This window comes from Qipengyuania marisflavi, from assembly GCF_005884405.1.
GTDB lineage: Bacteria > Pseudomonadota > Alphaproteobacteria > Sphingomonadales > Sphingomonadaceae > Qipengyuania > Qipengyuania marisflavi.
In genome coordinates this window covers 78,641-91,117 of the sequence record NZ_VCAO01000001.1, presented here as the reverse complement: position 1 = coordinate 91,117, position 12,477 = coordinate 78,641, and the positions used below count along the sequence as shown (strand labels likewise).

Below are 12,477 nucleotides of genomic sequence, written 5' to 3'. Positions count from 1 at the left end.
CGGCGATGCAATGCCTCGCCGCCGCTTTCGACTGTTCAATTGCTCGCCAGAGTACCGGCAAGCTCCGGATCAATACCGGTAATGTTCAGGCTTGTAGGGGCCTTCGACCGGCACACCGATGTAATCGGCCTGCACCTTGTTCAGCTTGGTCAGCTTAACGCCCAGCTTGTCGAGATGCAGCGCCGCGACCTTTTCGTCGAGGTGCTTGGGAAGGACGTAAACGTCGTTCTTGTACTCTTCGCCCTTGGTCCACAGCTCGATCTGAGCCAGCGTCTGGTTGGTGAAGCTGAAGCTCATCACAAAGCTGGGATGGCCGGTGGCACACGCCAGATTGACCAGGCGGCCCATGCCCAGCACGATAACCTGCTTGCCGTCGGGGAACTTGACCAGATCGGTGCCCGGCTTGAGTTCATTCCATTCGTAATTGTCGAGCGCCGAAATCTGAATTTCGCTGTCGAAATGGCCGATGTTGCAGACGATGGCCATGTTCTTCATCGCCTTCATGTGCTCGGCGGTGATGACGTGTTCATTGCCGGTGGCGGTGCAGAAGATGTCGGCAATGCCGACCGCTTCTTCCATCGTCACAACTTCAAAGCCGTCCATTGCGGCCTGAAGCGCGCAAATCGGATCGATTTCGGTCACCAGCACGCGGGCGCCGCCGTTGCGGAGGCTCTGCGCGCTGCCCTTGCCGACATCGCCGAAACCGGCGACGCAGGCGACCTTGCCCGAAAGCATCACGTCGGTCGCGCGGCGGATCGCGTCGACCAGTGATTCGCGGCAGCCGTAAAGATTGTCGAACTTCGACTTGGTCACGCTGTCGTTCACATTGATCGCGGGGAAAGGCAGCTTGCCCTGCTTGGCCAGCTGGTAAAGGCGATGGACGCCGGTGGTGGTTTCTTCCGAAACGCCAACAATGTTTTCAACCGACTTGGTCAGATAGCCCGGCTTGGCCTTGATGAACGCCTTGAGCGCGCGCTGGAATTCCACTTCCTCGGCATTGGCCGGCTCGGGCATTTCTTCGCCCGCTTCGATGCGTGCGCCCCACAGCGCGAACATGGTCGCATCGCCGCCATCATCCAGAATGATGTTGCTGGTGCGATCGGCGTCGTCTTCGGTCGACCAGTCGAAAATCTTGCCGACATAGTCCCAATAATCGGCCAGGCTTTCACCCTTGATAGCAAATACGGGAATGTCGCTGGCCGCGATGGCCGCAGCAGCGTGATCCTGGGTCGAGAAGATGTTGCAGGTTGCCCAGCGCACTTCGGCGCCCAGCGCCGTCAGTGTTTCGATCAGCACTGCGGTCTGGATCGTCATGTGCAGCGAACCGGTGATCCGCGCACCCTTGAGCGGCTGTGCAGCGCCATATTCCTCGCGCAGAGCCATCAGGCCCGGCATTTCGATTTCGGCAATATCAATTTCGGCGCGGCCAAAATCGGCAAGCGCAATGTCTTTGACGACGTAGTCGGTAAATTCGGTCACGGGGTAGTCCTTGTCCGGGGGGAGATAAACAGGCGCGGCGCGCGCGCGAAATAAGGCGACGCCGTATTCGGCGCCGCCCCTAGCGTTTCATGGGTGAGAAGGCAACTGCCACACCCGTACCACCGGAAGCGGTTTTCCTGCTTGCGAAACGCCCACGGCTTGCGTTGTGCCTGCTGCCCCTTACATCGGGGGCACAGGACGGGATCATTCAGGAGTTTCAAGATGACAATTTCGGTGGGCGACACACTACCCGACGTTAAGCTGGTCAAAGTGACCGAGGGCGGACCAGAACAGGTCCAGTCCAGCGAATATTTCAAGGACAAGACCGTTGCGCTGTTCTCTGTACCCGGGGCATTTACGCCCACGTGCTCCGCCCGCCACCTGCCCGGCTATGTCGACAAGGCTGCCGAGCTTAAAGGCAAGGGCGTGGACGAAATTGTCGCCACATCGGTCAATGACGCATTCGTGATGGGCGCGTGGAAAGAAGCCGCCGGATCCGATGATGTCACCATGCTCGCAGACGGCAATGCCGATTTTGCCGAGGCAGTGGGATTGGCTGCCGACTTTTCGGGTTTTGGAATGGGCAAGCGTGCGCAACGTTATTCGATGATTGTCGAAAACGGTGTCGTGAAAGAGCTGAACGTCGAAGAACCAGGCGGCTTCTCGGTGTCCAGCGCAGAGCATCTGCTCGGCCAACTTTAAACGCACATAACTGCGGAAAAACCAGCGCCCCGCCTTGCCCGACTCGCAATGCGGGGCGCAGTCTTTTGGATATGGCACGCAGCGATCCAGAACCGCGCACTCCCGGCGCCGCAGACCAGGATTTCGGTATCCTGCTGGGGTGGACTGCCGATCCTGCGGGCGAACGTGTCGCGCTTAAACTGCAAAGTGCCAGCAAACGCCCCGACGATGCCGAAGATGTCCGCGAATATCGCTATTTCCTGAGCAAGGAGCAGGCGGTGCTGCTGGGCAATTATCTCTATACGCTGGCCGGTGAAACCGCACCCCGGCGCAAGCGGCCCGGCTTTTTCGAAAGATTGTTTGGTTAAGCGGCGTCAGGCCCGCTTCAATATCCCATCAGCTTGAGAACTTCTTCACGGCTGCGGGAGTCTTCCAGAAATGTCCCCATCATCCGGCTGGTGGTCATGGCCACACCAGGCGTGCGGACGCCGCGCGCGGTCATGCAGGCGTGTGATGCCTCGATAACCACCGCGACGCCTTGCGGTTTGAGATGGTCCCAAATGCAATCCGCGACCTCTGCGGTCAGGCGTTCCTGAACCTGTAACCGCCGCGCAAAGCCGTGCAATACGCGGGCCAGCTTGGAAATCCCCACGACGCGGTCGGTCGGCAGATAGGCAATCGCAGCCTTGCCGATGATCGGCGCCATATGATGCTCGCAATGCGACTGGAACGGAATATCCTTGAGCAGGACGATCTCGTTATAGCCGCCAACCTCCTCGAAAATACGGCTGAGGTGATGCGCCGGGTCTTCTTTATAACCGAGGCAATATTCCTTCCACGCACGCGCAACGCGGGCCGGCGTATCGAGCAGGCCCTCACGTTCCGGATCATCGCCAGTCCAGCGGATCAGCGTGCGAATTGCATCCTGCACTTCCTCGGGCACCGGCGGTTTGCCGCGGGGATCGTCTTCGTCTGGTCCTGCCAGGCTGCTCATCCTTGCGAATTCCTCGTCATGCGTCTGCGGATATTGTCCAGACGCGATCCTTTGCGGAATAGACCGCCTTTGGCAAATGGCTCGAACATCTCGTCGGGGCTTTCGGGGTCGAGAAACTGCGACTCCGCCAGATTCTCTTCCGCGTCGTTGAGGTCTGGCGGGTGGTAGCGGACCAGCCGCCGGGACTGATCCTCCTGCGAATGGTCGATCATCGTCGCCATCGAACCAAACCGTTCGAGCATCTCCGGCACGTCATCGTAATCCAACCCGCAATGCTCGCCCAGCAGCGAATGGCGCAGCTTGCCGATTTCCTCCGCCGCGTGTCCATTGCCCTCACGCGCAGCATCAATGAACACGTCGCATTCGCTGTCGAGGCCCATTGAACGGTTGTTGAGATTGGCCGACCCGATGCGCAATATCTCGTCATCGACGATCATGATCTTGGCGTGGACATAGATTGCTGTCTCGCCGGTAAACGGGTTCCAGATGCTAAACCGTCCCTTGTGATCAGCCTCTTCGATGCACCGGACCAGTTCGGCACGAGCATGGTCCATGGCCTGCATCTCCAGCCAGCCATCGGCATGGGCGGGATGGACCACCACGATTTCGGGCGGATCGTCTTCTTGCACACGCGAGAGGATGGCTTCGGCCACCACACGTGATGCGAAATACTGGCTTTCGGCATAGATCAGCCGCTTGGCGCGCTTGATATGCTGGACATAGAGCTGTTCGATTTCATCGACGCCGTCCCACTCGCGGAACTTCGCGCGGGTCCGGGCAATCCCGATTTCGACATTCTTGAAATGCGCTTCCAGCCCTTCAGGCCACGGGCTTTCCTCGGGCGGCTCAATTTGCTCCAGCGGCTCGCCACCTGCCCGGATCCAGCGATCCTGGCACAGTTCGGACAAGGCCAATGCAATATCGCCCTCCATCATCATCGAGGCATCGTGCCACGGGCCATAGGCAATTCCCCAGGGGCTCTTGCGCTTGGGGTCGTCTTCTACATGCTCACGCGTATCCCAGCGGCCATCGGTCATGTCGATGCCGCCGCACACTGCCATGCGGTCATCCAGCACTACGATTTTTTGATGGTGGCTGCAGGCAACCGGATGCGCTGTATCGAATTTGAACGTTATGCGGCTGTGGATCATCCAGCGGATCACATCGATCCACATGGCGCCGCGTTTGAAAAACGTCAGCAGGCCATAGCTCCATTTGAGGATGCGGATATCCAGCCCCGGACGATGCCGCACCAGCCACGCGAAGAAGCTGCCCAGCCGCGCAGGATGATCATTGCGGTAACTGCGCTGCCACCACTTGCGGCCTTGCCCCAGATGGATGCGGGTATCGAAATCCCAGCCGACCAGTAAGATCCGCTTCTGGGTACGCAGCATGGCCTGCTGCATACAAGCGAAATAATCCTCGCCATCGATGACCACGCGCGCCCGCGTGGCCCGGGCAAAGCGCCATACGCCTGGCTCTTCACTCGGGTCGAGACGCGACACGCATCGCGGGTCTTCATTGTCACTCAAGTCTTAATTCCCCCTCGGCAGCAAGCTACTCCTTGGCTGCCTCTTTCTTCTCTGGCGTCACCTCGGCGGCGGCCTTCTCGGCCTTCTTACGCTTTTCGAAGACGCTCCGCATATGCTCCATATCCGCTTCGTCCAGATGTTTGGCAAATTCGGGGAAGTGGTCCTGCTCTTCCTCGTCGATGTGGTGCCGATAGTCATGGTCGAATGTCTTGAACTTGGTCAACCATCCGCCGGTTGCCATATCGGTGGCGGCAAGATCGTTGAGCGCTTCTTCGATTTCGTGATGCTCAGCCACCGAATGGCGCGTGTCATCGGTGGTCGGGGGTTTGCGCAGCATGGTTGAATACAGCGCCTGCTCTTCGGCCGACGCGTGCCCCTTGAGCTCCTTCGTCAGCTGGACAAACAGCTTTTCTCGCTCGTCGCTCTCGCCGCTGGTGGCAAGGATCTGGTCGAGCAGTTCGCGGTGGCGATCATGATCTTTCTTCAAACGAGCGAAAATTTCCTGTGTTTCGGCCATAGTTTTCTCCTTTGTCAGATGAACAGGTGACAGCGGGCGTAGTTCCAATGACTTGCCCCGTGCTGGCAGCCTTCCCATATCCGGCGGGATGCTCCGGTCCGCCCACCCGCCAACTCTGGAAACGATGCAAGCCATGGCAGAAGCCTCGCTTGCCGCCCTTCCCGCCGAGTTCCGCACCAAGCTGGGCGAAGTCGTTCTGAGGGTCGAAGAGTTTGCAACTGCGGAACAGCTGGCGGCTGTAGATTTGACGGACCGCTGGCAATTGAGCGGTCTGTATGAAGGCGAGGCGCTCCCGGATCGCTCGATCTGGGCAAGCGGAAGGATGCCCGCGCAGATATGGCTGTTTCGCCAGCCATTGATTGCCGAGTGGCGAGAGACCGGAGTTCGCATGGACGATCTTGTCCGCCATGTCGTTGTGCATGAAGCGGGGCATCATTTCGGCTTCAGCGATGACGATATGCACCGGCTTGAGGATGATGCCGAGTAGCAGCGTGCTGGGGAAAATCGACCGACGCAGCGAATAATGTCGGACCCCCAAACGCAAACAGGCCCCTCCTGATCAAGGAGAGGCCTGTTTAGTGGTGCGCCCGGAAGGATTCGAACCTCCGGCCCCCTGATTCGTAGTCAGGTACTCTATCCAGCTGAGCTACGGGCGCACTTGGAGGGCGCCACATAGGTAGGTCCCGCCAGCTTGGCAATCCCTAAGTCGCGCTTTCACCGAACAGCTTTTCACACAGCGCGATATCAAGCGGCGGACGGGCCAGTTCGGCAATCTGCAACGGCGTGTACCAGTCCACTGCCCCGCCCTCTCTGGACAGCGGTGTGCCGCTCCAGATGCGCGAAGTGTAAAGCAGGATGACAATCGGGTTTGGCACGGCGTCCGCTTCCTCCTGAGCGAAGGCGAGTGGAGCAAGCTCACTGGGCGCCAATACGATCCCCAGCTCCTCTTCGCTCTCTCGAACCAACGCATTTGCAGGGGTTTCGCCTGGTTCGACCTTGCCGCCAGGAAATTCCCACAAGCCGCCGTGATGTTTGCTGATGGGGCGCTGGTGCATCAACCAGCGCCCCTGATTATCGGCCAAAGCCAGCGCGACGACACAGCGCCATGTCGGAATTTTTTCCAATTCTTTCGCTCCCTTCAACACTTTCTTAACTGGCTCGCCGGTATCTCTGCATCGTCAGCTTTGACTTCGACAAACAGGGCAACACATGATGATCGATTTCCTCAAAAAACTGGGGCGCGACACACGCGGTGCAACGGCTGTTGAATACGGGCTGATTCTTGCTCTTATATTCCTTGCGATGGTGGGAGCTGTTCAGGCCCTCGGGACTGAATCGATCGCTATGTGGACGGAAGTTTCGTCCAAGGTCACCACCGCTACAGGCGCGTAATGAGACAAGAAACTGGGGTTGCGAGTTAGGGATTTCTCAACCTCTCGAAGACACAATGCGAATTGCTCGGTCCGGCTCTACGGGACGAGCCGGGTACCGAAAACCAACCAGGAGACGAAACATGAAATTCTTCAACAAGCTTGCTCGCGACGAACAGGGCGCCACTGCCATTGAATATGGTCTGATCGCTGCCCTCATCGCAGTTGCTGCAATCACTGCAATGCAGAGCCTCGGCACCGAGCTGTCGACGACCTTCGACACGGTCAAGACCACGATGAGCGCCACTAATTCTGGCGCATAATTCAAGCGTTAAGTAATTGATTAAGGCGGCGGGGCTATCCCCGCCGCCTTTTTCTTTGCCCGAACTTTACACCGTGATTAGCGTCCGCGAACGACGATCTTGACCTTCTGGCCGCGGGACACATTTTCATTGCCGCTCAGACCATTGAGCACACGGAACCGTTCCAGCTGATTGTCGGTGTACGCCATCCGGCTCGCGAGCGACTGGGTGGAATCATTCGCGCCCACCGTCACCACGTCGATAACGCGCGGGATTACGTTCGCCGCTTCCTGTGCGCTGATCTTGCGCATCGATCCAAACATGGAATTGAACGCGCTCGCCTGGCCTGCGGGTGAGATTGCCAGGAAATGGTACGCCTGATTATTGGCGAACTCATAAGCAAACACCGTCACATCCACCTGACCATTGCCCGAATTCACGCGCGCCGTACCGTAAGCTGCTGGGATGCCGTTGACTGTGGTACGCTGGATGCCCTGCGGCTGAACCTGCTGTTCCTTGCTCAATCCGGCAAAAACGGTCCCAACGTAATTGTTGAGGTTGCCATTATACGGCGCCAGGGTCAGCTGCGCACGACCAGACTGGCCGCTGATTGTTACGGCCCGTGTGCCATTGACCATGTAAAAACCCTGCGGTGCAGTGAAGGACAAGCGCATATCGGGATGGATGAACTGGCGTCCCTCGATGACGCCCTGTTTGGGATCATCGCCATACAACAGGCCGTCGATACGCGTAAGGAAGGTGTCACGATTGGTGACGCCTGTGCCGCCTTGCGCCTTCGCCAGCGCGCTTTGGACCCGGCTCGCCGGATCGGGGTGAGTCGAAGCCCACGCTGGAATGCGTGCGTCATCGCGGCCCTGCACACGGGCGTCTAGCGAGTTTTGCATCGCCAGACTGCGCAGCACGGTGCCCATGGCATGGGGATCGTAACCCGCCTGATTGAGATAACGGATACCCAGATCATCAGCTTCAAGCTCCTGCGAACGCGAAAATTTCAGCGTCAACAACTGCGAACCCTGCATCAGGGTCTGGCCGATCTGCTGACCAATCCCCGAATTGCCGAGCAGCACACCTGAAAGAATCGCACCAGCGGCGCCGAGCAGCGAGTTTTGTTGTGCTTTGGCCTGGCGCCGCTGCGAATGGCGGGCGGCAACATGGCCGACCTCATGCCCCAGCACACCGGCAAGTTCGGCTTCATTGTTCATCAGGCCGACCAACTGGCGCGTGGTATAAATATATCCGCCGGGAATCGCGAAAGCATTGTTCACCGGGCTGTTGAGCAGCGACACGGTGAAGGATTCGCGCGCATTGCCGAGGCCCGACTGGACCGCGATATTCTTGCCAACCTGTTCGACATATTGCGCCTGCGAGCCGGTCATCGCGCCGCCAAATTCATTCAGCAGCTGCGGATGTGCCTGCGCACCCTGCTGTGCTTCAGTCTGGGTAATCGGCGCGGAGGCGCTGGGAATATTTGCCCCGCCCAATGGTCCGCACCCGGCAAGGGTGAGCGAAAGCAGAGCGGTGGTGGAAATTGCGGCTGTTTTGATCGGTGTCATGTGCGGGCTCCCAAATCTCGGCGCGCAACCACATACCGAGGCGCGCGACCAAGCTCATGTACATGAGGAGAAACAGGGGGACCGCAGGCTTTGTTCCCGCGTGCGTGTGCTGGCCGTCAGCCAGCCATTGTCAAAAACCGCTCTTCACGCATCCGTCGCAGCTCAGTTGCGGAGCGATTCGATAGCATGTCGAGCTCCTCTCCGATTGCCACGCCAAGCATCTCTGCCGCACCGCGAGGATCACGGTGTGCGCCGCCGACCGGTTCGGTGACAATGCGATCGATCACTCCGATTGCCGCAAGATTTTGTGCGGTGATCTTCATCGCCTCGGCTGCCTCAGGCGCCTTTTCCGCAGTGCGCCACAGGATCGAGGCGCACCCTTCGGGGCTGATCACTGAATAGACCGCGTGCTCCATCATCAGGACACGTTCGGCACTGGCCAGCGCGACCGCGCCGCCTGACCCGCCCTCGCCCACAATTGTGGACACCATTGGTACAGGCAGCGCCAGACACGCCTCGGTCGAACGGGCAATCGCTTCGGCCTGGCCGCGTTCTTCAGCTTCGATCCCCGGAAACGCGCCCGAAGTATCGACCAGAGTAACCACCGGCAGGCCAAAACGTCCCGCCAGTTCCATCAGCCGGATCGCCTTGCGATAACCCTCGGGCTTGCCCATGCCGAAATTATGCCGGATGCGGCTGGCAGTGTCATTGCCCTTCTCATGACCGATCAGCACCAGCTTGCGACCGTTCAGGCTGGCAAAGCCGCCCAGAATGGCCTCGTCATCGCCATAACAACGATCACCGCCCAGCGGGACGAACTCATCGAAAGCAAATTCGACATAATCACGAAAATGCGGGCGCGAAGGATGCCGGGCGACCTGCGTCTTTTGCCACGGCGACAGCGCGGCATAAGTGCTGGCAAGCAATTCGGCGCTCTTGAGCTCAAGCCGCTGCAACTCGTTGGCAATATCGACCTCGTCCCCTTCGGACGCAGCGCGCAGGTCTGCGATGCGCTGCTCGAGCTGGGCGACAGGTTTCTCGAATTCGAGGTAAGAAATCATCGCGAAGTCGCTAGTCCGAAGCGCGTCCGCGCGCAAGCGGGTGACGTTCATTAACCAGTTTCACCAGCCGCGCCGCATCGACGTGGGTATAGATCTGCGTGGTCGCGATATCGGCATGACCAAGCAGTGTTTGCAGCGCGCGCAAATCAGCCCCGCCCTCCAGCAGATGCGTGGCAAAGGCGTGCCGCAGGACGTGCGGACTGAGCTTTTCAGGCGGTAAATCCGCGCGCAGAGCCAATTCCTTGAGCATTTGATAGAGCCGGATGCGTGTAAGATGCGCCTGACGAGACGGGAACAGCCATGCGCTGGCGCCCACCCGCAGTGGCAGCCACCGCGCGATGGCGGTTTTGGCACGACCACTGACCGGTACCATCCGGGCCTGCCCACCCTTCCCCGTGACTGTCAAAAACGGAGCATCGCGCGGCACGGCGGAAAGCGGCAGGGAAACCAGCTCGGTCGCGCGCAGGCCGGAGCCATAGAGAAGTTCGAGTAGAGTAAGCAGCCGCACTGCCGCAGGTGCGTCACCTGCCGCATCGCGCTCCGCTTGCTGGAACAACGCCTCCACTTCGCCATGCGAGAGGATCTTGGGCAGTGGCCGCCGCGCGGCTGGGCGCGGCAAGGCTTGCGACGGATCATCTTCACGCAGGCCTTCGTCGATCAGGAAGCCATAGAACTGCCGCAGAGCCGACGCCTTGCGTGACACTGTGGACGGCGCGAGTGCGGACCAGCTTTGCCCTAGTTTGGCGAGTTGTGCAGGCGTCGCCGTGGCCAGATCGCCAAGCAATTCCTCGGCTTGTGCAAGGTCACGGCCATATGCCAGCAAGGTATTGCGCGCTGCCCCGCGTTCCGAGGCGAGCATGGCGAGGAAATCCTCGGCCGCGCTTGCCGTCACGCGCGTGCGACCGCCTCGGCGGCGATCATCCGCGCCTCGGCTTTCAGGCCCACTTCATTGAGCGCAGAAACAATGTGGAAAAGGTGGCGCGCGGTCATCCGATCCCAGCTGTCGCCCTGCATCCCCAGCCCGGCCAGCAGCGCAACCAGCGCCGGATTGCCAAATTCTGCCGCCTGTCCGATAGTCCGCGTCCAGCGCGTTGGAGAGGAGAAATCCACGCCCAACCGGCTGCTGTAACTCGCGATATCGCCGCGCCCGACGCGGCCCAGTCCTGCCAGGCCCGCCAGCAGCATCCGCGATTTGCGCTGTCCCGCCGATTCGTCATCATCAATAAAGCTGTCGATGTCGCCGCCCGAAGCGCTATTTTCGCCCGTCGCAGCCAGTGTCAGCAAGGCCCAGCCAAGGCTGCCATCATCGACCACGCCAGCCCAGCGCATAGCATCGCGGTCCAGCCCAGCGGTCAGCATCGAAGCGATAAGCTGTCCCGCATCATCGGAAAATTCGTTGCTGGGCGTCACCCGCGCCGCCGCATAGGCAGTCAGGACCATTCGGCCATAACGATATTTTTTATCGCCGCTCCACACATCGCGGATCGCTTCGACCCGCTGCGCCGCTGCCGGAGCGACATAAGCTTCCCGCAGGCGCGAGGCGGTTAACATCGCGGCACCATCATCGGCCTGATCGGCAAATATCTGCGAGTAGAGATCGACCATCGCAGCGGCTGACAGAATACCGCCCTGTGCAGCCAGATCGGCCCCGCGAACACGTTTCGGCAACGGCAGCATCGCGGCATTGGCCGATGCGCTCAGATAGGATGGCGCCAGATTGCTCAGCAGTGCTTCAGGCACATCCTCGCCTACCGCATTCGCCAGCGCGAACCGCCACGGCGTGAGCGCTTCGACTCCGTCCCATTCGATCGTGACGCCGCGCCGCCCGCGTCCCGCTGCGCCAGCGAGCCGCTGCGCCAGAAGGACATCGATACGTTCGCCCTCACCGCGGGTCTGCAAACGCCTCAGGTCGGTCTGCGCCCGTGCGGTTTCGCCGGCATAGGCGTTGCAAATTCCGGCAAGCATTTTCCATTCGGGATCGTCGCGCTTGCTCTTGCCAAGCTGCACCGCCGGGCACGCCCCGAGGACGTCCGCTGTGCCCACATAAGCGGTCAGCGCGGCATCGGTCAGCGCGGGCGAGTAATTGCCAGTGTCGACATCCTGCACCAGCGCGCGGGCTGGTCCAAATTCGCCCATTGCATTGAGCGCGCCTGCCCGCAGCGCAGCAAACTCTGCCGGGTCCATAGCCTGCGGGGCTTCGAGCCGGCTGGCAAGCGCCCGGCGCATGAGGATATGTCCCCAGCGCGATATCACCGGCCCGGTCGCGCCTTTCAGGGCGGCGCGGACCAAAGATGCAGGCTGTTTAGCCAAAGATCCGACGGGCAGGCCGCCTTCCGCTGGCGCAATCACTCCCACCTGGGCCATTGACCGTTGGGCACCAGCGGGGATATCGATTTTGGGCTTCAGCCCCAAGAATTCGTCAAGTTCGTCGGTGCTCATTGCCTCCAGCTCGCGCAACGTTGGCAGCCGCGACAGATCAGGCTGTGCAGGCGCGGCGGCAGGCGTCCTTTGCGGGCCTTGATACGAACCCGGCAGTTGCTGGACCACCTCGCCAGAATTGGTCGGCACCGGAGGCGACGGAGTGCCGGGCGCGGATGTCGCACTTGGAGCAGGTGCGCGGCTGGGGCGCGGAGCCGGTGTGCTGGACGTGGGCCGCGGTGTCGGCGTGGGTGCGGGATCGCTGAAACCTGGCGGCAACAGATCCACCGGCGCTTCCTGCGCCAGCACCAGCGTCGATGACAGCGCCAGAACGGCGGCACCAATCAGCCATGATGTTTTCATTGTGCGCTCTCCGGCATTGCGACAGGTTCTTCGATCGGGCGCAGCGGCTCTTCGCCGCCATCGACCCATGCGGCGACCAGCGCCGCCAGCAGCACAATCACCAGAATGCATCCGATCCGCGTGCCCTTTATTGCCAACTTTTTCACGTCCCACTGCAAATCGTCATATCTTGCCCAGCCACTAGCC

At 60.3% G+C, this 12,477-nt stretch carries 15 protein-coding genes and 1 tRNA gene; 5 read left to right on the top strand and 11 right to left on the bottom strand.

What is annotated here, in order from left to right:
• Positions 1 to 69 precede the first annotated feature (69 nt).
• Positions 70 to 1,479, bottom strand: a complete 1,410-nt coding sequence (ahcY, locus tag FEV51_RS00470; protein WP_138615281.1) for an adenosylhomocysteinase — start codon at positions 1,477 to 1,479, stop codon at positions 70 to 72.
• Between the two features lie 222 nt (positions 1,480 to 1,701).
• Here ahcY and FEV51_RS00465 point away from each other — a divergent pair, with 222 nt between their 5' ends.
• Together FEV51_RS00465 and FEV51_RS00460 are read left to right on the top strand one after the other, a co-directional pair.
• Positions 1,702 to 2,181 carry a peroxiredoxin gene (locus tag FEV51_RS00465; protein WP_138615280.1) on the top strand — a complete coding sequence of 160 codons (480 nt, stop codon included), beginning with the start codon at positions 1,702 to 1,704 and terminating at the stop codon, positions 2,179 to 2,181.
• 71 nt (positions 2,182 to 2,252) lie between these two features.
• Positions 2,253 to 2,528, top strand: a complete 276-nt coding sequence (locus FEV51_RS00460; RefSeq protein WP_138615279.1) for a hypothetical protein — start codon at positions 2,253 to 2,255, stop codon at positions 2,526 to 2,528.
• Between the two features lie 17 nt (positions 2,529 to 2,545).
• Here the strand turns inward: FEV51_RS00460 and folE are convergent, their stop codons facing one another.
• Genes folE through FEV51_RS00445 form a run of 3 tightly spaced genes read right to left on the bottom strand, consistent with a single transcriptional unit; the run spans position 2,546 to position 5,203 of the window.
• Complete coding sequence (gene folE / locus FEV51_RS00455; protein WP_138615278.1) at positions 2,546 to 3,154, bottom strand: GTP cyclohydrolase I FolE; 609 nt, start codon at positions 3,152 to 3,154, stop codon at positions 2,546 to 2,548.
• On the bottom strand, positions 3,151 to 4,659 hold the full coding sequence (locus FEV51_RS00450) for a phospholipase D-like domain-containing protein (RefSeq protein WP_246034379.1): 1,509 nt from the start codon (positions 4,657 to 4,659) through the stop codon (positions 3,151 to 3,153). Before FEV51_RS00450 ends, folE begins: the two co-directional genes overlap by 4 nt.
• Before the next feature lie 52 nt (positions 4,660 to 4,711).
• Positions 4,712 to 5,203, bottom strand: a complete 492-nt coding sequence (locus FEV51_RS00445) for a hemerythrin domain-containing protein (protein WP_138615276.1) — start codon at positions 5,201 to 5,203, stop codon at positions 4,712 to 4,714.
• Between the two features lie 133 nt (positions 5,204 to 5,336).
• On the opposite strand from FEV51_RS00445, the gene FEV51_RS00440 reads away from it, so the two are divergent.
• A complete protein-coding gene (locus tag FEV51_RS00440; RefSeq protein ID WP_246034378.1) occupies positions 5,337 to 5,690 on the top strand; it encodes a metallopeptidase family protein in 354 nt (117 codons plus the stop codon).
• A 92-nt stretch (positions 5,691 to 5,782) separates the two neighbouring features.
• Here FEV51_RS00440 and FEV51_RS00435 read toward each other — a convergent pair.
• Together FEV51_RS00435 and FEV51_RS00430 are read right to left on the bottom strand one after the other, a co-directional pair.
• A tRNA-Arg gene (locus tag FEV51_RS00435) sits at positions 5,783 to 5,859 on the bottom strand.
• 45 nt (positions 5,860 to 5,904) lie between these two features.
• Positions 5,905 to 6,327 (bottom strand): (deoxy)nucleoside triphosphate pyrophosphohydrolase, encoded by a 423-nt coding sequence (locus tag FEV51_RS00430; RefSeq protein WP_138615274.1) that lies wholly within the window; start codon positions 6,325 to 6,327, stop codon positions 5,905 to 5,907.
• An 85-nt stretch (positions 6,328 to 6,412) separates the two neighbouring features.
• Here FEV51_RS00430 and FEV51_RS00425 point away from each other — a divergent pair, with 85 nt between their 5' ends.
• Together FEV51_RS00425 and FEV51_RS00420 are read left to right on the top strand one after the other, a co-directional pair.
• Complete coding sequence (locus FEV51_RS00425; RefSeq protein WP_342773715.1) at positions 6,413 to 6,595, top strand: Flp family type IVb pilin; 183 nt, start codon at positions 6,413 to 6,415, stop codon at positions 6,593 to 6,595.
• 121 nt (positions 6,596 to 6,716) lie between these two features.
• Positions 6,717 to 6,896 carry a Flp family type IVb pilin gene (locus FEV51_RS00420; protein ID WP_138615273.1) on the top strand — a complete coding sequence of 60 codons (180 nt, stop codon included), beginning with the start codon at positions 6,717 to 6,719 and terminating at the stop codon, positions 6,894 to 6,896.
• Between the two features lie 77 nt (positions 6,897 to 6,973).
• Here the strand turns inward: FEV51_RS00420 and FEV51_RS00415 are convergent, their stop codons facing one another.
• The 5 genes from FEV51_RS00415 to FEV51_RS13085 form a co-directional block, all read right to left on the bottom strand.
• Positions 6,974 to 8,449, bottom strand: a complete 1,476-nt coding sequence (locus FEV51_RS00415) for a M48 family metalloprotease (protein ID WP_138615272.1) — start codon at positions 8,447 to 8,449, stop codon at positions 6,974 to 6,976.
• 116 nt (positions 8,450 to 8,565) lie between these two features.
• Positions 8,566 to 9,510, bottom strand: coding sequence for an acetyl-CoA carboxylase carboxyltransferase subunit alpha (locus FEV51_RS00410; protein WP_138615271.1), 945 nt, complete (start codon positions 9,508 to 9,510; stop codon positions 8,566 to 8,568).
• Positions 9,511 to 9,520: 10 nt separating this feature from the next.
• On the bottom strand, positions 9,521 to 10,402 hold the full coding sequence (locus FEV51_RS00405; RefSeq protein ID WP_138615270.1) for a tyrosine recombinase: 882 nt from the start codon (positions 10,400 to 10,402) through the stop codon (positions 9,521 to 9,523).
• Positions 10,399 to 12,291, bottom strand: a complete 1,893-nt coding sequence (locus FEV51_RS00400; protein WP_138615269.1) for a hypothetical protein — start codon at positions 12,289 to 12,291, stop codon at positions 10,399 to 10,401. The genes FEV51_RS00405 and FEV51_RS00400 overlap by 4 nt, the downstream gene beginning before the upstream one ends.
• Positions 12,288 to 12,437, bottom strand: coding sequence for a hypothetical protein (locus FEV51_RS13085; RefSeq protein WP_171032992.1), 150 nt, complete (start codon positions 12,435 to 12,437; stop codon positions 12,288 to 12,290). Before FEV51_RS13085 ends, FEV51_RS00400 begins: the two co-directional genes overlap by 4 nt.
• Between the last annotated feature and the right edge of the window lie 40 nt (positions 12,438 to 12,477).